This window comes from Haladaptatus salinisoli (assembly GCF_020614375.1).
GTDB classification, from domain to species: Archaea; Halobacteriota; Halobacteria; order Halobacteriales; family Haladaptataceae; genus Haladaptatus; species Haladaptatus salinisoli.
Map to the genome: position 1 here is coordinate 2,470,413 of NZ_CP085327.1, position 19,420 is coordinate 2,489,832.

The 19,420-nt window shown below is 64.9% G+C and carries 25 protein-coding genes and 1 tRNA gene; 21 read left to right on the forward strand and 5 right to left on the reverse strand.

Going from position 1 to position 19,420, the window contains the following annotated elements:
• Positions 1-22: 22 nt before the first annotated feature.
• From LIX00_RS13500 to LIX00_RS13515, 4 genes are all read right to left on the reverse strand, one after another.
• Complete coding sequence (locus LIX00_RS13500; protein ID WP_227353709.1) at positions 23-700, reverse strand: HAD family hydrolase; 678 nt, start codon at positions 698-700, stop codon at positions 23-25.
• 101 nt (positions 701-801) lie between these two features.
• On the reverse strand, positions 802-1,287 hold the full coding sequence (locus tag LIX00_RS13505) for a double winged helix-containing putative transcriptional regulator (protein WP_227353710.1): 486 nt from the start codon (positions 1,285-1,287) through the stop codon (positions 802-804).
• Complete coding sequence (gene mch / locus LIX00_RS13510) at positions 1,284-2,216, reverse strand: methenyltetrahydromethanopterin cyclohydrolase (protein WP_227353711.1); 933 nt, start codon at positions 2,214-2,216, stop codon at positions 1,284-1,286. Before mch ends, LIX00_RS13505 begins: the two co-directional genes overlap by 4 nt.
• A 38-nt stretch (positions 2,217-2,254) precedes the next feature.
• Positions 2,255-2,566 carry an MTH1187 family thiamine-binding protein gene (locus tag LIX00_RS13515; RefSeq protein ID WP_227353712.1) on the reverse strand — a complete coding sequence of 104 codons (312 nt, stop codon included), beginning with the start codon at positions 2,564-2,566 and terminating at the stop codon, positions 2,255-2,257.
• Positions 2,567-2,702: 136 nt separating this feature from the next.
• Here LIX00_RS13515 and LIX00_RS13520 point away from each other — a divergent pair, with 136 nt between their 5' ends.
• A complete protein-coding gene (locus LIX00_RS13520; RefSeq protein WP_227353713.1) occupies positions 2,703-8,381 on the forward strand; it encodes a S8 family serine peptidase in 5,679 nt (1,892 codons plus the stop codon).
• Positions 8,382-8,499: 118 nt separating this feature from the next.
• On the opposite strand, the gene LIX00_RS13525 is transcribed toward LIX00_RS13520, so the two are convergent.
• A tRNA-Gly gene (locus LIX00_RS13525) sits at positions 8,500-8,570 on the reverse strand.
• A 208-nt stretch (positions 8,571-8,778) separates the two neighbouring features.
• Here LIX00_RS13525 and LIX00_RS13530 point away from each other — a divergent pair.
• The 20 genes from LIX00_RS13530 to LIX00_RS13625 are packed head-to-tail and all read left to right on the forward strand — an operon-like array spanning position 8,779 to position 19,419.
• The gene (locus LIX00_RS13530) at positions 8,779-9,621 is read left to right on the forward strand and encodes a putative RNA uridine N3 methyltransferase (protein ID WP_227353714.1); all 843 of its coding nucleotides are present in this window, start codon (positions 8,779-8,781) and stop codon (positions 9,619-9,621) included.
• Positions 9,622-9,625: 4 nt separating this feature from the next.
• Positions 9,626-10,642 (forward strand): 50S ribosomal protein L3, encoded by a 1,017-nt coding sequence (locus LIX00_RS13535; RefSeq protein ID WP_227353715.1) that lies wholly within the window; start codon positions 9,626-9,628, stop codon positions 10,640-10,642.
• A gap of 3 nt (positions 10,643-10,645) precedes the next feature.
• On the forward strand, positions 10,646-11,392 hold the full coding sequence (rpl4p, locus tag LIX00_RS13540) for a 50S ribosomal protein L4 (RefSeq protein WP_227353716.1): 747 nt from the start codon (positions 10,646-10,648) through the stop codon (positions 11,390-11,392).
• Positions 11,389-11,640 carry a 50S ribosomal protein L23 gene (locus tag LIX00_RS13545; protein ID WP_227353717.1) on the forward strand — a complete coding sequence of 84 codons (252 nt, stop codon included), beginning with the start codon at positions 11,389-11,391 and terminating at the stop codon, positions 11,638-11,640. Before rpl4p ends, LIX00_RS13545 begins: the two co-directional genes overlap by 4 nt.
• A 2-nt stretch (positions 11,641-11,642) precedes the next feature.
• On the forward strand, positions 11,643-12,365 hold the full coding sequence (locus LIX00_RS13550; RefSeq protein WP_227353718.1) for a 50S ribosomal protein L2: 723 nt from the start codon (positions 11,643-11,645) through the stop codon (positions 12,363-12,365).
• Complete coding sequence (locus tag LIX00_RS13555; protein WP_227353719.1) at positions 12,362-12,787, forward strand: 30S ribosomal protein S19; 426 nt, start codon at positions 12,362-12,364, stop codon at positions 12,785-12,787. Before LIX00_RS13550 ends, LIX00_RS13555 begins: the two co-directional genes overlap by 4 nt.
• A gap of 3 nt (positions 12,788-12,790) precedes the next feature.
• Positions 12,791-13,252, forward strand: a complete 462-nt coding sequence (locus LIX00_RS13560; protein WP_227353720.1) for a 50S ribosomal protein L22 — start codon at positions 12,791-12,793, stop codon at positions 13,250-13,252.
• Positions 13,252-14,175, forward strand: coding sequence for a 30S ribosomal protein S3 (locus LIX00_RS13565; RefSeq protein ID WP_227353721.1), 924 nt, complete (start codon positions 13,252-13,254; stop codon positions 14,173-14,175). Before LIX00_RS13560 ends, LIX00_RS13565 begins: the two co-directional genes overlap by 1 nt.
• On the forward strand, positions 14,175-14,387 hold the full coding sequence (rpmC, locus tag LIX00_RS13570) for a 50S ribosomal protein L29 (RefSeq protein WP_227353722.1): 213 nt from the start codon (positions 14,175-14,177) through the stop codon (positions 14,385-14,387). The genes LIX00_RS13565 and rpmC overlap by 1 nt, the downstream gene beginning before the upstream one ends.
• Positions 14,388-14,389: 2 nt before the next feature.
• Positions 14,390-14,773 carry a ribonuclease P protein component 1 gene (locus LIX00_RS13575; protein WP_227353723.1) on the forward strand — a complete coding sequence of 128 codons (384 nt, stop codon included), beginning with the start codon at positions 14,390-14,392 and terminating at the stop codon, positions 14,771-14,773.
• The gene (locus LIX00_RS13580; protein WP_368410694.1) at positions 14,764-15,198 is read left to right on the forward strand and encodes a 30S ribosomal protein S17; all 435 of its coding nucleotides are present in this window, start codon (positions 14,764-14,766) and stop codon (positions 15,196-15,198) included. Before LIX00_RS13575 ends, LIX00_RS13580 begins: the two co-directional genes overlap by 10 nt.
• The gene (locus LIX00_RS13585; RefSeq protein WP_227353724.1) at positions 15,198-15,596 is read left to right on the forward strand and encodes a 50S ribosomal protein L14; all 399 of its coding nucleotides are present in this window, start codon (positions 15,198-15,200) and stop codon (positions 15,594-15,596) included. Before LIX00_RS13580 ends, LIX00_RS13585 begins: the two co-directional genes overlap by 1 nt.
• Entirely contained in the window at positions 15,593-15,949 is a 357-nt protein-coding gene (rplX, locus tag LIX00_RS13590) for a 50S ribosomal protein L24 (RefSeq protein WP_227353725.1), read from the forward strand. The genes LIX00_RS13585 and rplX overlap by 4 nt, the downstream gene beginning before the upstream one ends.
• A complete protein-coding gene (locus LIX00_RS13595; RefSeq protein ID WP_227353726.1) occupies positions 15,946-16,650 on the forward strand; it encodes a 30S ribosomal protein S4e in 705 nt (234 codons plus the stop codon). Before rplX ends, LIX00_RS13595 begins: the two co-directional genes overlap by 4 nt.
• The gene (locus tag LIX00_RS13600; RefSeq protein ID WP_227353727.1) at positions 16,647-17,165 is read left to right on the forward strand and encodes a 50S ribosomal protein L5; all 519 of its coding nucleotides are present in this window, start codon (positions 16,647-16,649) and stop codon (positions 17,163-17,165) included. The genes LIX00_RS13595 and LIX00_RS13600 overlap by 4 nt, the downstream gene beginning before the upstream one ends.
• Entirely contained in the window at positions 17,162-17,338 is a 177-nt protein-coding gene (locus LIX00_RS13605; RefSeq protein ID WP_227353728.1) for a 30S ribosomal protein S14, read from the forward strand. Before LIX00_RS13600 ends, LIX00_RS13605 begins: the two co-directional genes overlap by 4 nt.
• Before the next feature lie 2 nt (positions 17,339-17,340).
• Positions 17,341-17,733 carry a 30S ribosomal protein S8 gene (locus LIX00_RS13610; protein WP_227353729.1) on the forward strand — a complete coding sequence of 131 codons (393 nt, stop codon included), beginning with the start codon at positions 17,341-17,343 and terminating at the stop codon, positions 17,731-17,733.
• A 4-nt stretch (positions 17,734-17,737) separates the two neighbouring features.
• A complete protein-coding gene (locus tag LIX00_RS13615; RefSeq protein WP_227353730.1) occupies positions 17,738-18,274 on the forward strand; it encodes a 50S ribosomal protein L6 in 537 nt (178 codons plus the stop codon).
• 3 nt (positions 18,275-18,277) lie between these two features.
• The gene (locus tag LIX00_RS13620) at positions 18,278-18,982 is read left to right on the forward strand and encodes a 50S ribosomal protein L32e (protein WP_227353731.1); all 705 of its coding nucleotides are present in this window, start codon (positions 18,278-18,280) and stop codon (positions 18,980-18,982) included.
• Positions 18,979-19,419 carry a 50S ribosomal protein L19e gene (locus LIX00_RS13625; protein WP_227353732.1) on the forward strand — a complete coding sequence of 147 codons (441 nt, stop codon included), beginning with the start codon at positions 18,979-18,981 and terminating at the stop codon, positions 19,417-19,419. The genes LIX00_RS13620 and LIX00_RS13625 overlap by 4 nt, the downstream gene beginning before the upstream one ends.
• Position 19,420: the final 1 nt, after the last annotated feature.

A 19,420-nucleotide genomic window follows, 5' to 3' on the forward strand; every position in this document is an offset into this window, starting at 1 on the left:
GGTCCCGGCTCGATGCGTACCCCTACGCTCGCCGCCACGGACGGCCGCCGAGCGGGTGAAGCGTCTCGAAGGAGAAATCCGGCGCGGGGTCGGGGGTCACGCTCGGGTCGGCGGGAACCCATACCGCGCCGACTCCCGCCGCCTTCGCGCCGGGGACGTCCGTCTCCAGCGAGTTGCCGACGTGCACGGCGCGTTCCGGCGAGGAGTCGAGTTCGGAAAGCGCCCGCTCGAAGGGCTCCGGACTCGGTTTCGCGGGCGCGTCGTGACCCGCGAACACGACCGCGTCGGCGTACTCTTCGATTCCGAGGGCGGCCATCTTCGTCCGTTGCATCGCGGGCGAACCGTTCGTGACGATTCCGAGCGCGTGGGAACCCGCGAGCGTTTCGAGGATTTCGGCCGCACCCGGCAGGTATCGTACCCTCGAGTGGTCCCGTATTTCGGCGAACGCGTCCGCGACCGCGCGTCCGGTCTCCGCGTCGTGGCCCGCATCGTCCGCTAAGGCCGCGAAGCAGTTGGCGCGCTGTTCGTCCACGCCGACACCCGATTCGAGGAACTCGTCGTAGCGGGCGTGGTAGTCCGGAAGTTCGAAGAACGGCTCGATTCCCGTCCGGTCGAACGACGCCGACAGCACGTCCCGCGAATCCTGGTCGTACTCCAGAAGCGTGCCGTCCAGATCGAAGAGAACGGTGTCGACGGTCACTGCGTCGAACTGCACGCTACGAGGATAAAAAACGGGATGGTGTCCGTAGGTTTATGTACGAAACCGGGACCGCTTCGGTTCGATGGTCGCTCTCACCCTGCTCAGGTCCGCCGATACCCCTCGTCGGTGCGCTCCGCCAGCCCGAACAGCACCGCCCAGTCCAGCAGGTTCTCGACGCGCTCGCGCCACACGTCCTCAACCCTGCTCGGGTCCTTGTGGCGCTCCCACGTCGGAATCTCCCCCCGGAACTCCTCGAACGCCGCCTCCGTCGAGAGCGGGTCGGAATCGTCCAATCGGTCGAGCACGGCGGAGACGCCGTACACCCGCGTCTCGAACGCGTCGGCCAGTTCGTCACGGTCGACGTCGCGGCGCACGCGGACGAACCCCGACTGAGTTTCCTCCGCCAGCCCGAGCGCCCGGAGGAAGGTGAGCCACGTCCGCGCCACGTCGCGGCTCGGGAAGTCGAGTCGCTCCATCAGTCGGGCGCAACAGTCGTCCTCCGTGCCGGGCACCAGCGGAACGGCGCGCTGGGCGTCGGCGAGGAGCGCGAGGTCGTCCGGCGCTTCGGGAACGAGTTTGAACTTCACAGGTCGAAACTATCCGCGAGCAGGTCGTGGTTCGTCTCCCCGAGGACGTGCGTCGGGCCGTTCACCACGTCCACGGTCACCTGCGCCGGCGCGAAGACGCTCTCGGGTATCTCCTCGAGCTCCCAGTCGGCGTCGTCGAAGAACGTCTCGAACGGCGTGCCGTACTCGTCGCTCGCGGTCGAGGGAAGCTCGTCGAATCGATCGAACTCCTCGCGGACGGTGAGGTGAACCCGTCCGCCGTAGGCGAGCGCGTCGTTCGTCCGCCCGATGGCGGTCGCCTCGTCGTAGCTGACCGGGGCGACCGGGGCGGACCCCGTCGCGGTGAGGACGTCGAGCGGGTCGTATCCGAGTTCGGAGAGACGGAAGACGGCGAGTTCGGCGGCGCGCGAGGCGACGGTCACGCTCCCGGCGACGCTCCCCGTGGCGAACGTCGGGAGGTAGACCGCGTTCGGTTCGACGCCGGCGAGGTCGGCGACGTGTTCGGCGACCGCCTCGTTCGGAAGCGCGTCGGACTCCACGGCGAGGACGGCGAACTCGAAGGCGTCCGTGTAGCCGACGCGCTGGAACTCGCCCTCCTCGGCGACCAGCGCGCGCGCTGGCCCGCTCCCGAGACCCTCGAAGCCCTCGACGCCGAGTTCCCAGCCCGCTTTCTGCGAACACAGCAGGGCTATCGCGGGGTGGTCGGTCGAGAGTTCGACGGCGGGAAACGGAGCGCCCGCGACGTCGTCCATCCGGGTCTGCACCGTCGCCAACCCGGCGGTCTGGAGTTCCGCGAGGAGGAGTCCGGCCTCCGTCCCGCCCTCGGCTTCGATTCCGAAGTCGAGGACGGTCGCCTCGTTGTCCAGTTCGTACGCGGCGACGTTCAGTTCGTCCGCGAAGTCGATGGCCTCGTCCACGAGTTCGAGGGCCATCCTGTTGAGACTCTCCATACGTCCGGGTTGGTCGTCGTCCGGTAAACAGTTCCGGGTTACTGGTCGCGTTTCGCTTCCCGACCGAGGGCGTCCTCGACCGCTTTCACCTTCTCGTCGGCGCTCTGGTCGCGCGTGCGCTTGTCGTCTATCTTGAGGAACGTGCTCACGCGGTCGCCGTCCACGGCCTCGTGGGCGGCCCGCGCGGCGGCGAAGAGTTCGGCCGCGGAGTCGGCTTCGACGACCGTCCCCATCGGGTTCGTCTCGTACGAAACGTCGAAGTCGTCGAGCGCTTCGACCGCTTTCGCCACTTCGCTCGCCATGCTGCCTTCGGTGACCGGTGCGACGGACAGGAGTGCGATGACGGTCATACGCGACCCATCGGCGTCCTCCTACCTCAGCGTGTGGGTTCCACCTCGGCCGAAACCGTAGCGTCCGGTAGCAGTTTCACCGCTGATAATCGCGTCTAAAGATATAAGTCGGGACGATGTCGAAATTCGGACAGATATGAAAGAGTACATTTGTACCGAATCTCGAACGTCCGGCCATCGATTCGGAGGACGCGGAAAGCGCGCCCTCCGAACGATGTTGGTGGTCTCGTGTGCCGCGCTCGTCATCCTCGGCACGGTCGCACCCGCGCTGGCGGTGTCGGCGGGCGCGCCGCGGTCCGCGAACGAAACGGTATCCGCTCCGACCGTTCTCTCTACGCACTCCACCGCGCTGGGGACGGTATCGTCGAGGAAATCGATATCGACCGATGGACGATCCGCGGCGAACTCTGCGACGACCAATCGAACGGTGGTCGCGAACGTCACGCTCGTCACGGGCCAGACGGTTCGGGTCGTCGAAGGCGACGAACGAACCGTCTACCGGGTCGACGCCGACGTTCCGATGCACCGCATCTCCGCGCCCGACGGGACGTACATCTATCCGGACGGCGTGAACTTCTCGAAGTTCGACCCGGCGCTGTTCAACGTCGAACTCCTGGTCGCGCAGAATCTCACGGACGGCGAGACGGACTCGATTCCGGTCATCGCCAGCGTTCGGGAGAATCGCCGGGGGTACGGAACGTCTGCCAATCCTGCCGAGACCCTCGAATCGGTCGGCAGTGTATCAGTGACGAACTCGTTCGATAGCGTCGATGCTGCGTCCGCTTCCGTTTCGAAAGCGAAGTCGGCACGGGCGTACGAGCAACTTGCCCGGAACAACGATATCGAGTCGGTCGTCCTCGACGTGAAAGTGCGACCGGCGCTCGCCGAAACGGATAACGTCGTAAACGCGACCGGCGCCCGTCGACGCTACGGCGTAAGCGGAAAGAACGTCACGGTTGCGGTGCTGGACACGGGAATCAACCAATCACATCCCGACCTCCGAGGTTCCGTCATCGAGGAGAAAGATTTCACCGGTCGGAACATCACGTACGATACGGACGGCCACGGAACGCACGTCGCTGGTATCATCGCCGGCGACGGAACCGCTAGCGGTGGAGACTACGTCGGAATGGCACCTAACGCCAGCCTCATCGACGCGCGCGTCTGTAACGACTACTGCTCGTACTCCGATATGATAGATGCGATGGAGTACTCCGTGGACAACGGAGCCGACGTCGTCAGCGTCAGCATCGGCGGTACCGCGTACGCTTCCCGCTCGAACGACGTTATGGCGGACGCGGTGGCGTACGCCGAAACTCACGACGTTACCGTCGTCATCGCCGCGGGTAATTCCGGGAACGACTATTCGAATCCGTACTTCACCGTCGAAAGCCCCGGTATCCACGACCACGCGATAACCGTGGGTGCGAGCGACAAGGACGGGAACGTCGCGCACTTCTCCTCCCGCGGCCCGACGCCGGTCGGTATGTACGTGAAACCCGACGTGGTCGCGCCCGGTGTTTCCGTAACGAGCGCGAATTCGTCCTCGGACGGCTACGTTAAGAAGAGCGGCACCAGCATGGCAACCCCGGTCGTCAGCGGTACCGCGGCGTTGCTGCTCGAAGCCCACCCGAACTGGTCGTCGACCCGCGTGAAGAACGTCCTGAGTTCGACGGCCGACCCACTCGGCTCGTACGACGTGTACACGCAAGGTGCGGGTCGAATCGACGCTGGCGAAGCCATCGGGAGCACCGTCGAAATCGCACCCGGAACCACCGACTTCGGAATCGTCGGCGAACGAGACGTTTCGAAGGTCATCTCTATCACGAACCTCGGCAACACCACCGAGACGCTGAACATCACCGCGACCGCGAAGCGGGTGAACGGTTCGACGGTCGGAAACGTTCGGCTGAATCGGAGTAGCGTGTCGGTGGCACCGAACGCCAGCGAACGGATCGAGTTGACCGTGGACGGGAACAACTCGTTCGGGGCGTACTCCGGTCGTCTCTCGTTCGACGACGGTGAGTACACCGCGATCTTCGGTTTCGTGAAAGGTTACGAAATCACGGTGGACAAGAACGGCGTCAACGGTACGTCGACCGAGAACGACAGCGTCCGGGTTCTCGGCAGTGACGGACAGCGAGTTACCGACAGCATCCAAACCGTTTCGGGCGGCACCACGTCTCACTACGTGTTCGAGAACGGAACGTATCGCGTCGTTTCGACGGGTATCAACGAACGGAACGGGCAGCCGGTCGTCGTCACCGAGACGTTCTCGGTCTCCGGTGACACGACCGTGACGGTCGACGAAAGCGACACGGTCGAACTCTCGCTCGATACGAGTGCGACCGAGCAAAAACACGGCGAACTGGCGGTTCGAAGCGTGGAACTCAACTACGAAATTCTCGCGCTGCGGGATACCGCCAGCGGAAGTGTCTCGGTTCCGTCCCCCGCGACCGACTCGGTCCGAGTCACCGAGAGCGACGAATTAGACGTCTCTCTCGAGCACGTTCTGGCGCCGAAATCGGACGGTAGCGGTGACGATTCCTTCGACGTGCCCGTCGTCTACCACGTCTTCAATCGGCAGTGGGGTACCACCGGCGGGCGCACGTTCGAGGTGAACCCCGACGAACTCGCCTCGCGGAACGTGACGTACGCGCGGAGTTCGCGCTCGCGAACCTACGACGTCTCCATGTCCGCGACCGATTGGTTGTTCGACACCGCCACGGACACCGCCACCACCGGCGGCATCGGCGACCGTCGTCACCAGATCCTCTACCTAACTCCTGACGTCCCGCTGTATCATCTCGACGCAAAATCCGACTCCGCTGCGACCGATACGTGGATGTTGGACGGCTACTACCCCACCTACGGGTCGGACGTCGACCTGCCGCTCACCCTCAATCGCCATCCGTTCGTCGGCGCCGTATCGGCGGACTTCCGGTACGTCCCCGAAACTCGGAAGACGTACGTCGACGTGGCGACGCTTTCCCAAGCCCGAGTGTATCACGGGCTGTGGGACTACTCCGACGACACCCCCGACACGGTTCGAATCACGCAAAACGGAACGGTTCTGCGCGAGGTCAACGTCACGGACGCGCGCTGGTCGGACTCGTCCGTCGAAATCGATTCGGATTCGAGCCTCGAAGTGCGGGTGATCGGTCGCAACGGAGCGGCTCCGCTTTCGACGAAAACGGTGACGACCGTCAACCAGTCCTATCGTCCGAGCGGTGACGGCACCGCTCCCGAAATCAACGTCAACGTACCCAAACTCGACGAGAACAACACGATTTCCGACGAGACGGTCACCGTCGACGTGTTCCTCTGGGAGTCGAACCCCGCCACCGTCGACGCGTGGTTGACGACGAACGATACCGACAGCACGCCGTTCGAAGGTACTGCATCGGATGATTGGCGGAGTGCGTCCGTTCGACAGGTTGGGTCGAACGAGTACTTCTCGAGGTACGAAGCGACGATTCCGGTCGAAGACTACAACGGAACCGCAAGCATCGCACTCCGCGCGACCGATGAGAACGGAAACCGCGTCGAGATGACGACGTTCAACGCCTTCCGCGTCGATACGAAACCGCCGGAAATCGACGTCACCGCGCTCGGCGAATCGGAGACGCCGACCGCCGCCCCCGGCGGACGAACCGTCGCCACGAACAAAACGCTCACCGTCAACGCGACGGTCGACGGAACCCCCGGCGACGCCGCCGACGTCGAATTCGTTCTCTCGGCGGCGTTCGCGAACTTCCGAACGGAGTTTCCCGCCACCACGACCGACGGTCGGAAGTGGACCAGCGCGATGAACCTCTCGGCGCTCCCCGACGACGGAAACTACACGCTCGTCGCCCGGGCGACCGACAGCGTCGGCAACGAAAATCGGACGGTGGCGAACGCCACCGTCGTCCTCGATAGAACGTCGCCCGAACTCGGCGCGACGCTTCGTCGGGTGAATGCGACGCACGGGCGCGTGACGGTGCGCGCGAGCGAACCGCTCTCGTCCGCGCCGACCGCGAACGTGACCGGCCCGAACGGGTCGGAGTTGCCCGGCTTGACGAAGAACGCGACCGCAAACGGAAGCGTCTGGGAAGCGACCTTCGACGCCTCCGAGGACGGTCGATACGACGTGTCCGTAACGGGCGCAGATCGAGTCGGCAACGTCGGCGACGCGACCGCCTCGGCCAACTTCTCGACGGTGAGCACGGTGAACGAGACAGTCACGGTGAAACTGGAGAAGTCAGGAATCTTCGTCCGATTCGACACGGACGAGGAGGTGAACGACACGTTCGTGACGCTCACCGAGAGTCGCTCCGAACTCGCGCCGCTGTCGTCGAACCTTGCGGGGCTGTCGTTTCTGAACGGACAACTCGACGCGGAGTTGACGCGGAACCTCACGAATGCCACCATCGGAATCCCGGTCGAGGAACTGCGCTTGCCGAAGGGGGTCGAGAAACGACAGGTGAAAGTGAACTATTACGACGAGTCCGTCGGGAGATGGGAAGTGCAGGATACGGATATCCGAACCGTGACGCTAGCCGACGACTCCCCGAAGGAATACCTGCTGGCGAACGTCACCCACTTTTCGACGTACGGTGCGCTGATCAACGACACCGACGCGCCCGTGGTTACGGCGGTCGAGCCGACCGAAACGCTCGATTCCGGAACGCGTAACGCGACGGTTCGATTCAAGTACGAAGACGCGGTCACCGGCGTCGACGTCGGTACCGTCTCGCTGTCGTTCGACGGAGCGCCAGTCGCCGAGAGCCCGAACGCGACCGTCACGAGCGAGTACGTCACCTATCGAGCGACGAACCTCACGACGGGAACGCACACCGCCGAGCTCCGGGTTACGGACAACGCCGGCAACGTCCGGCGGGAAACTCTCACCGTCGAAGTCGGAAACTCGAGTGAGTCCGGCGGTAGCGGTGGTGGCGGTGGCGGTGGCTTCCCGACCGCGAGCGTCAACGTCGCGCCCGGGCCGAACGGCGTGGCCATCGACATCCTCGGCGGCGTCGAGGGGCAGACCGCGTGGGCCGACCTCTCCGACCTCGAAGCGGGGGGCGTGACGTTCGAGCGGTACGGCGTCGAGTTCGAGCGCGGCGCGAGCGCGGCCGTCACCGTCGACGCCCGAACGACGCCGCCGACGGGAACGTCGGAACTCGACGGCGCGCTCGGCTACTTCGGCGTGGACGAGCGGTACGTGATGGATTCGGCCGTCGACACGGCGCGACTCCGCGCGACGGTCTCGAAGGACGCGCTCCCCGCCGGTGCGACCGCGGCCGACGTGCGGGTGTACCACTACCGCGACGGCGAGTGGCGTCCCGTCTGGACGAAACGCGACGGACGCACGGTCACCGGCATCGCGCCGCGCGTCGCGCCGATGGCCGTCGGCGTCGAGTCCGGCGCGGACGTCTCGGTCGCGGCCGCGACGCTCAGCGCGGAGGCGGTCGCTCCCGGCGAACAGGTCACGGTGCGCGCGACGGTCGAGAACGCCGGGGATTCGCCGGGCGAGCTCGAGGTCGCGCTGGCGGTCGACGGCGAGACGGTCGAGAGGAAGACCGTCCGCGTCGCCCCCGGGAAGTCGAAACGCGTCGCGTTCACCCGGACGTTCGCCGAGGCGGGTTCCTACGACGTGAGCGTCAACGGCGTGTCCGCTGGGAGCGTCCGCGTCTCGCGGGCCGCCGGAACGACCGCCGACGGTGGCTCCGGCGAAGACGGCGACACGAGGAACGGGAACGGCCAACCCGGATTCGGCGCGCTCGCCGCGCTCGTCGCGCTCGCCTGTATCGCGCTCTCCCGGCGGCGCTGACCGCGACCGACTCGCGCACGTGCTGATAGCTCTTTAGAAATCGATCATCGCATCTCTGGTCGCCGCGCGAGAATTCAAAAGAAAGCACAACCGCTCACGAATCGACGTCCGAGAGAAGTGCGCTGGCTGGGATTTGAACCCAGGTTGTGACCATGGCAAGGTCACGTGATACCACTACACTACCAGCGCCCTGTTGCACTCTTTCGTTTTACCGACTGGAGTATAAGGCTTCCGGAACGGGGTAACTTCGTGTGGAAATCACTCGCGTACTTCTCTTGATTTCGAGGGTAAGAGGCGCGTGACGTAGTCACACGCCCGAATCGGAAGCGGCACCCTTTTAAGCGTCAACGAGAAAAGTCCGTCACAGTCTAGTGATGAGGCGCCGAAGCGTCACGGTATGACCGTCAGCATACTCGTGCCGTCGTCCCTCGTCCGGGAAGCCGAAGACAAACGCGAGGCAACTCGCAAGATCGGCTACGTCGCCCGCGCGGCGACCGTGTTCCGGGCGGACCGCTTGGTCGTCTTCCCCGACGCGGAAGGCGAACGCAAGTGGGGCGGCGGATTCGTCGAAACCGTACTGAAGTACGCCGCGACGCCGCCCTACCTTCGAAAGGAGGTATTCGGCAAGCGGGACGAGTTGGAGTATGCGGGCGTCCTACCGCCGCTCCGCGCCGTATCACGGACCGGCTCCGAATCTGAGGGTTCGGGGTCGTTAAGACAGGGAATCGTGACCGAGGTCGGACCTGAAGGGCGCGTTCGGGTCAATTGCGGACTGCAACACCCGATCTCCCTCGTCGTACCGTCGAACATGACGGTCGGCGAGGGGGAGCGCGTTACCGTCAGGATCTCTTCGAGAAGACCGGTTCGTGCGAAGCTGGTGGACGACCCCGTACCGGGGCTCACAGTGAGGCGCATGAACCTTTCGGCGGCGCTCGACCGCGACGACGCTGGCGTCCGAATCGCCACGTCGCGCTTCGGAGAACCGCTCTCCGTGGGGCGGCTCGACGAACTCGTCGCGCGAACCGACCGCGATGGTATGACCGTCGCGTTCGGCTCGCCCGGTCGAGGCCTGCCGGAGATGTTCGGGATAGACCCCGAGCGTCTACCTGCGGTCGAATCCGGCGCTCCCAGCCGGTTCGACCTCTGGCTCAATACGGTTCCGAACCAGGGCAGCGAGGTCGTGCGAACGGAAGAAGCGATGTTCGCCTCCCTCGCGTGCCTGACCCTCAACAGCGAGTGATACGATGCCAGAAACAAGCAGACCACGCAGAGGTTCGCTGGGCTTCGGCCCCCGCAAGCGCGCGACCAGCGAGGTGCCGCGCTTCAATTCGTGGCCCGAGAGCGACGGACAGCCGTCGCTCCAAGGCTTCGCGGGTTACAAGGCGGGAATGACCCACGTGGTGATGGTCAACGACGAGGCGAACTCCCCCCGCGAAGGGATGGAAGAGACCGTGCCGGTCACCATCGTCGAGACGCCCCCGATGCGGGCCGTCGCGCTTCGCGCGTACGAAGACACCCCCTACGGGAAGAAGCCGCTGACCGAAGTGTGGGGTTCGGAGTTCCACGAGGAACTCGACCGCACGCTCAACGTGCCGGAGAACCACGACGCCGACGCCGCGGAGGAGGAACTCCGCGACGCCATCGAGGCGGGCGACGTGGCCGACCTCCGGGTCATCACCCACACCGTCCCCAGCGACCTGAAGAACGTACCGAAGAAACGACCGGACGTCATGGAAACGCGCATCGGCGGCGGTTCCCTCGGGGACCGCGCCGACTTCGCGCTCGAACTGCTCGGCGAGGGCGGCGAACACGATATGACAGACGTGTTCCGCGCCGGCGAGTACCTCGACATCGGTGGCGTCACGAAAGGAAAAGGAACGCAGGGTCCCGTCAAGCGGTGGGGCGTCCAGAAGCGGAAGGGCAAACACGCCCGCCAAGGCTGGCGACGCCGCATCGGTAACCTCGGCCCGTGGAATCCGTCGCGCGTGCGCTCGACGGTTCCCCAACTGGGCCAGACGGGGTACCACCAGCGCACCGAACTCAACAAGCGCCTCATCTCCCTCGGCGACGGCGACGAAGCGTCCGTCGACGGCGGCTTCGTCAACTACGGCGAGGTCGACGGACCGTACGCGCTCGTCAAGGGTTCGGTGCCGGGACCGAACAAGCGCCTCGTGCGCTTCCGCCCTGCGATTCGACCGACCGACCAACCGCGCCTCGACCCCGAGGTGCGCTACGTAAGCACGGAGTCTAACCAGGGATAACCCATGCAGGCAACAGTACGTGACCTGAACGGCGACGACGCCGGCACGCTCGACCTTCCGGAGGTCTTCGAGACGACCGTCCGGACGGACCTCATCAAGCGCGCCGTGGTCGCCGCGCAGGCGAACCGGAAACAGGACTACGGTACCGACCCCTACGCCGGGATGCGTACGTCCGCCGAGTCGCCGGGAAGTGGCCGCGGTATGGCCCACATCCCGCGAACGAACGGTCGGGGCGCTCGCGTCCCCAGTACCGTCGGCGGTCGCGTCGCACACCCGCCGAAGACGGAGAAAGACCGCTCGCGCTCGATCAACAAGAAAGAGCGCAAGAAAGCGGTTCGAAGCGCCATCGCGGCGACGGCCGACGCCGAACTCGTCGCGGAGCGCGGACACCGATTCGACGACGACGCGGAGCTTCCGCTCGTCGTCAGCGACGACTTCGAAGACCTCGTGAAGACGAAAGAGGTCGTCTCCTTCCTCGAAGCGGTCGGCATCGACGCCGACATCGAACGCGCGGAGGAGAACAAGACGATTCGCGCCGGTCGCGGGACGACCCGAGGCCGCAAGTACAAGACGCCGAAGTCGATCCTGTTCGTCACCAGCGAGGAGCCGTCCCGCGCGGCGCGCAACCTCGCCGGTGCGGACGTCGCGACGGCGCAGGAGGTCAACGCGGAGGACCTCGCGCCCGGTACGCACCCGGGTCGACTGACCGTCTGGACCGAGAGCGCGATAGAGGAGGTGGCCGACCGATGAGCGTCATCGAGTACCCGTGGGTCACTGAGAAGGCGATGAACGATATGGACTTCGACAACAAGCTCCAGTTCATCGTCTCGCTCGACGCCACGAAGCCGGAGATCCGCGACGAGATCGAGGAGCGCTACGAGGTCACCATCGACAGCATCAACACCCAAGTGACGATGAACGGGAACAAGAAGGCGATCGTCGCGCTGTCCGACGAGGACGACGCGCAGGACGTCGCCTCCCGAATCGGGGTGTTCTAACAATGGGACGCAGGATTCAAGGCCAGCGACGAGGTCGCGGCGCGCCGACGTTCCGCGCTCCGTCGCACCGATACAAAGCCGAACTGAGCCACAAGCGAGCCGAGGACGGGGACGTCGTCACCGGGACGGTCGTGGGTATCGAACACGACCCCGCCCGGAGCGCCCCCGTCGCGGCAATCGAGTTCGAGGACGGCGACCAGCGCCTCGTCCTCGCCCCCGAGGGCGTCGGCGTCGGCGAGGAGATTCAGGTCGGCGTCTCCGCCGAGATAAAGCCGGGCAACACGCTCCCGCTCGCCGAGATTCCGGAAGGGATCCCGGTGTGCAACGTCGAGCGCCAACCCGGCGACGGCGGGAAGTTCGCCCGCGCCTCCGGCGTGAGCGCGAACCTCATCACGCACGACCGAGAGGCCGCGGTCGTCGAACTCCCGAGCGGCGAGATAAAACGACTCTCGCCCCAGTGCCGCGCCACCATCGGCGTCGTCGCCGGCGGCGGCCGCACGGAGAAACCGATGGTCAAGGCCGGCAACAAGTACCACAAGATGAAAGCGCGCGGCACCAAGTGGCCGAACGTGCGTGGCGTGGCGATGAACGCCGTCGACCACCCGTTCGGCGGCGGTGGCCGCCAACACCCCGGCCGACCGAAGAGCGTTTCGCGGGACGCCCCGCCGGGACGCAAGGTCGGGGACATCTCGTCCCGACGAACGGGACGAGGAGGTAACAAATGAGCGACAGCGACTACCGAACCGGACGCGAGGGTGAGTTCACCTATCGCGGCTACGACCTGGACGAACTGCAGGACATGAGCCTGGAGGAAGTCGCGGAACTGCTCCCCGCACGAAAGCGGCGAACCATCCTTCGCGGGTTGTCCGTCGAGCAGGAGAAACTGCTCGAGAAGGCCCGGAACGCGACCGAGGAAGACTCGGCGAACAGTCCGATTCGGACGCACCTGCGCGACATGCCGGTGCTCCCGTCGTTCGTCGGGAAGACCTTCGCGGTTTACAACGGCAGCGAGTTCGAGCGCGTGCGGATCGAGCCGGAGATGCTGGGTCACTATCTCGGCGAGTTCCAGCTGACCCGCAACTCCGTCGAACACGGACAGGCGGGCATCGGCGCGACCCGCTCCTCGAAGTTCGTGCCACTCAAATAAACCATGGGAATCAGTTACAGCGTCGATGCCGACCCGGACACCACGGCGAAAGCGATGCTCCGGGAGCGGCACATGAGCCACAAGCACAGCAAGGCGATCGCCCGAGAGATAAAGGGCAAGACCGCCGGGGACGCGAAGGCGTACCTCCAGCAGGTCCTGAACGAGGAGCGGTCGGTGCCGTTTAAGCAGCACAACAGCGGCGTCGGCCATCGCTCGGACATCGACGGCTGGGACGCGGGGCGCTACCCCGAGAAGGCGAGCGAGGCGTTCATCGACCTGCTCGACAACGTCGTCGCCAACGCGGACGCCCAAGGCTTCGACGGCGAGTCGATGGAGATCGTGCACGTCGCCGCCCACAAGGTCGGCGAGGTGCAGGGTCGAAAGCCCCGCGCGTTCGGCCGCGCGACCGCCTGGAACACGCCCGAAGTCGACGTGGAGATCATCGTCGAGGAGGTCGAAGAGTAATGGCTGACGAACACCAGTTCATCCAAGACGGCCTCCAGCGGTCCCAGATAGACGAGTTCTTCGCGTCCGAACTCGGACGCGCGGGCTACGGCGGCATGGAAGTCGCCAAGACGCCGATGGGGACGCAGATCGTCCTCAAGGCCGAGAAGCCCGGGATGGTCATCGGAAAGGGCGGGAAGAACATCCGGAAGATCACCCGAGAACTCGGCGAGCGATTCGACTTGGACGACCCCCAGATCGACGTTCAGGAGGTCGACGAACCGGACCTGAACGCCCGAATCGTCGCCGACCGACTCGCCAACGCGCTCGAGCGCGGTTGGTACTTCCGGAAGGCGGGTCACACGACCATCGACCGCATCATGGACTCCGGCGCGCTCGGCGCCGAGATCGTCCTCTCCGGAAAGGTCACGGGCGCGCGCTCGCGCGTGGAGAAGTTCAACCGCGGCTACATCAAGCACAACGGTGAACCCGCACAGGAGATCGTCGACCGCGGTCAGGGCGTCGCCGTGATGAAACTCGGCACCATCGGCGTGGACGTGAAGATCATCCCGCCGGGAGCCAACCTGCCCGACGACTTCCGCATCGAGGAGGGTGCGGAGCCCGAAGACCTCGTGCCGGACGCCGTCGAGGCCAACGAGGCGGCGGACCTCATCGAAGAACCGGACGAGGAGGAACTCGAAGAACTCCGCGCCGACGAAGACGAGGAATCGCCGGAACCCGGCGAGGAAGAAATCGAAGAGGAAGTCGTCGAGGAAGTGCTCGACGAGGAGTCCGAAGCCGAGGCCGAGGCGTCCGAAGAGTCCGTCGAGGAGGAACTCGACGAACTCGAAGAGGAGGTCGAGGCGGAAGCCGAGGAACTGCTCGACGAGATGGAGAGCGAGGAAGCGGAGAGCGAGGAAGCGCAAGAGGAGGGTGAGGAGTAATGGCCATCCTCCACACCGCGGAGATTCGCGACATGACCCCCGCTGAGCGAGACGCCGAACTCGAAGACCTCGAGACGGAACTGCTCAACTCGAAGGCCGTGCAGGCCGCGGGTGGTGCGCCCGAGAACCCCGGACGCATCAAGGAACTCCGCCGCACCATCGCTCGCATCAAGACGATTCAGCAGGAAGAAGGCGACTTCGACGAGGAGTAACGATGCCGCTAACGCCCGAGACGCTCACGAAACACGAACTCGTCGGCCTGCGCGTGCGGGTCGCCTCGGCGACGAACCCCGACCTCGAAGCCATCGAGGGTCGGGTCGTCTCCGAGACGATGCGGACGCTTACCGTCGAGTCCGAGTCTCGGGCGAGACAGGTGCCCAAGCGCGGCGCGACGTTCGAATTCGCGCTCACAGATGAAGCCGCCGACGCCCGCAAGGGGTCGGGGACCGCGTCCGAACGCGGGTCGGAAACTGCCGGAGAGCGCTCCGGTCAGTCTGATTCGTGCGAGGGCGCGGCCTACGTTACGGTGGATGGGGAGACGCTGCTCTCACGTCCCGCACTGCGCACCGAAACTGGAGGTAACTCGAAATGGCGTTAGGATTGAACGTATCAGAACCGGAGGAAACCTGCTCCGACGAGAACTGTCCGTTCCACGGCTCGCTGGCCGTTCGCGGACAGGTGATCGAAGGGGAGGTCGCCTCCACCGACATGGACAAAACCGTCGTCGTCGAGCGAGAGTACGACGTTACAGTGCCGAAATACGATCGGCAGATGAAACGTCGCTCCCGCGTTCCGGCCCACGCGCCGGAGTGCCTGGCTCTCGAAGTCGGCGACACGGTTCGTATCGCAGAAACCCGACCGCTCTCGAAGACGAAATCGCACGTCGTCGTCGAGACGTTCGCGACCGATCGCGACGTAGCGTCGGGCGAGACAGAACACGCCTCGCCTTCCGGCGAGGAGACCACCGGCGACGTAACCGAGGGCGCATCGGACGACCGAGCGCCCGAGGGAGGTGACGACTGATGGAAGCGCTGAAAGCCGACGTCACGCAGGGCGTCGAGAAAGGCTCCCTGCTGACGTGCGCCGACAACACCGGCGCGCGCCAGCTGAAAGTCATCAGCGTCTCCAACTACCACGGCACGAAGAACCGCCATCCCAAGGCGGGAATCGGTGACAAGATAACGGTGTCCGTCACGAAAGGGACGCCCGAGATGCGCCGACAGGTGCTGGAGGCCGTCATCATCCGACAGCGCAAGTCCATCCGTCGTCCGGACGGCACGCGCGTCAAGTTCGAAGACAACGCGGCCGTCATCATCGACGACGTGGAGGAGCCGCGAGGGACGGAGATCAAAGGTCCCATCGCGCAGGAAGTCGCCGAGCGGTTCGGAAGTATCGCGAGCACGGCTACGATGATAGTATGACTCGACAACCACGCAAACAGCGAAATCAGACCGAGCGCGCCCCGCTGCACGAGCGGCACGAGCAGGTCAAAGCGACGCTGTCCGACGACCTCCGCGAGGAGTACGGACGGCGGAGCGTCCGCGTCAACGCGGGCGACACGGTCGAGGTCATGCGCGGCGACTTCGCCGGCGAGGAGGGCGAGGTGCTCGACGTGGACCTGAAGAACGCGGTCATCCACGTCGAGGACATCACCCTCGAGAAAGCCGACGGCGAGGAAGTGCCGCGGGCGCTCGACGCGAGCAACGTTCGCGTGACCGACCTCGACCTCGAAGACGATCGCCGCGAGGCGCGTCTGGAAGGTGATACCGAATGAGCAACCATCAGAAACGACTCTCCGTTCCGAACTCATGGCCGGTCGAGCGCAAGACCGCCACGTTCACCGTGAAGGCCGGCGCCGGCCCGCACGGTCGCGACGGCGTTCCGCTGCTCATCCTGCTGCGGGACGTGCTGGGCTACGCCGACTCGAAGAAGGAAGCCCGCTACGCGCTCAACCAGGGCTCCGTTCTCGTGAACGGGGAGGCGGTGAGAGACGAACAGCGACCCATCGGGATGTTCGACATCCTCGCGTTCACGGAACGCGAAGAGTACTACCGCGTCTTCCCCGACGAAGGCGGCCGACTCGCGCTGACCCGCATCGACGCGGACGCGGCGGACGGCCGACTGGCGAAGATAGAGGACAAGACGCAGGTTCCCGGCGGCGAAACGCAGCTCAATCTCCACGACGGCAGCAACCTCCGCGTGGGCGACGGCGGCGACTACAACACGAAAGACTCCATCGTCGTCAGCAACGACGACAAGGAGATCGTCGCTCACTTCCCCTACGAGGAGGGTTGTCTCGTCACCGCGGTCCGCGGTCAGCACGCGGGCGAGATCGGCGAAATCGCCGACGTCAAGGTGACGCCCGGCAGCGGGTCGAACAGCGTCGTGGTCGAGGGCGAGGACGGCTCCTTCGAGACGGTCGAGGAGTACGTCGTCGTCATCGACGAGAACTTCGTGGGTGGTGAGGACGAATGAGCGAAGCCGAGTTCCACCAGATGCGCGAGCCGCGAGTGGAGAAGGTCGTCGTCCACATGGGCGTCGGCGAAGGCGGCCGCGAACTCGCCAACGCCGAGGACATCCTCGAAGACGTGACCGAACAGCAGAGCGTCCGCACGCTGGCGAAGTCCACGCTACCGGATTTCGGCATCCGACAGGGCGACCCCATCGGCGCGAAAGTGACGCTCCGCAACGAGGAGGCGCACGAGTTCCTCGAGACGGCGCTCCCGCTGGCCGACCTCTCGACGACGCAGTTCGACGAGACGGGGAACTTCAGCTTCGGCGTCGAGGAACACACCGAGTTCCCGGGCCAGGAGTACGACCCGAACGTCGGAATCTACGGACTCGACGTAACCGTCAATCTCGTCCGACCGGGGTACCGCGTCGCCAAGCGCGACAAGGTGACCCGCCAGATTCCGTCGAACCACCGGCTGACGCCCGAGGACGCCATCGCGTTCCTCGAGGCCAACTTCGACGTCGAGGTGAACGAATGAGCGAGAGCGAAAACGACGCGACCGGCGAGCAGACGGCCAAGCGCACGGGACAACTCGAATCGTGCCAGCGCTGCGGTCGAAAGCAGGGTCTGGTCGGCAAGTACGACATCAACCTGTGTCGCCAGTGCTTCCGCGAAATCGCACGCGACATGGGATTCAAGAAGTACCGATAACAATGGCAGGAAACGACCCCCTCAGCAACGCACTCTCCGGCGTGAACAACGCCGAGAGCGTCGGTCATCTGTCCCACACGGTAGAGCCCGCCTCGAACGAGATCGGCAGCGTGCTCGAGGTCTTCTACGACCACGGGTACATCGACGGCTTCGAGTTCGTCGAAGACGGTAAAGCCGGTCTGTTCGAGGTCGAACTGAAAGGCGCGATAAACGAGTGTGGCGCGGTCAAGCCCCGCTACTCGGCGGGCAAGGACGATTTCGAGAAGTGGGAGAAGCGGTTCCTCCCCGCCCGGGACTACGGGGCGCTCGTCGTCACGACCAGCCACGGCGTCATGAGCCACTACGAGGCCCGCGAACAGGGCGTCGGTGGCCAAGTCATCGCGTACGTCTACTAGAACAATGCCACGAGTAGAAATCGAAATTCCGGACGAGGTGACCGCCGACGTGGACCATCTCGATCTGACCATCGATGGACCGGAAGGAACCGTCACGCGACGGCTCTGGTACCCGGACATCGACGTCAGCGTCGAGGACGGTACGGTCGTCATCGAGAGCGATGCCAACGACGCCAAAACGAAGGCGACGATGGGCACGTTCGAGAGCCACGTACGAAACATGGTACACGGCGTGACCGAGGAGTGGGAGTACAAGATGGAAGTCTTCTACTCTCACTTCCCGATGCAGGTGCGCTCCGAAGGCGAGGAAATCGTCATCGAGAACTTCCTCGGCGAGAAAGCGCCCCGTCGGACGCGAGTCCACGGGGACACCACCGTTCAGGTGGACAACGAGGAGCTCTTCCTGCGCGGCCCGAGCATCGAAGACGTGGGCCAGACCGCCGCGGACATCGAACAACTGACTCGCGTGCAAGGAAAAGACACGCGAGTGTTCCAGGACGGCGTCTACATCACGGAGAAGCCGTCCACGGGAGGTGCCTGATAGATGGCAGACGAACCCGAACAGATCGAAGACATCAGCGGTGTCGGCGACAGCAAGGCCGAGTCGCTTCGAGAGGCCGGCTACGAGTCCGTCGAGGACGTCAAAGCCGCCAGCCAGAGCGACCTCTCCGAAGTCGAAGGAATCGGCAACGCGCTCGCCGCCCGCATCAAAGCGGACGTGGGCGGTCTCGAAGTCGAAGAGGAGACGGAAGCCGAAATCGAAGAGGAAGAGCCGGAAGAAGAAGAGGAGCCGGAAGAGGAAGTCGAGACCGAACTGCGCCCCCGCGGACTGACGGAGAAGACGCCCGACCTCGACGAGAAGGAGGGACGACTGCTCCGCCAGCGCAAGCGCGAGGGGAAACCGCAGTTCAACCGGCAGGATTACCACAAGAAAAAGCGGACGCCCGAATCGTGGCGGAAGCCCCGCGGCAACCTCAGTAAGCAGCGCCGCGGCATCAAGGGGAAAGGCGACATGGTCGAGTCCGGCTACCGGACGCCCAAGGCCGTGCGCGGCAAGCATCCGAGCGGCTTCGACGAGGTTCGCGTCCACAACGTGGACGACCTCGAAGGTGTCGACGGCGACACCGAAGCGGTTCGCATCGCCTCGAAAGTCGGCGCTCGCAAGCGCGAGCGCATCGAGGAGTCCGCCGAAGAAGCGGGCATCCGCGTTCTCAACCCGACGTACGTCGAAGTGGAGGTAGAAGAATGAGCGACCTGAGTGCACAGAAGCGACTCGCCGCCGACGTGCTCGACGTCGGGAAGAACCGCGTCTGGTTCGACCCCGACGCGCAGGGTGCCATCGCGGACGCGATCACCCGCGAGGACATCCGCGAACTCGTCGACGACGGGTCGATTCGAGCGAAAGACGCAAAGAGCAACTCCCGCGGCCGCGCCCGCGAGCGCAAATCGAAGCGCGCCTACGGGCACCGTTCCGGTGCCGGCACCCGCAAGGGGAAGAAGGGCGGCCGCAAGGACTCGAAAGAGGAGTGGACGAACCGGATTCGCGCGCAGCGACGCAAACTGCGCGAACTCCGCGCCGACGGCGAAATCACGCAGACGCAGTACCGCGACCTGTATGATAAGGCAAAAGGCGGGGAGTTCCGTAGCGTGCAATACCTGCTGAACTACATCGAGAACAACTACTAAC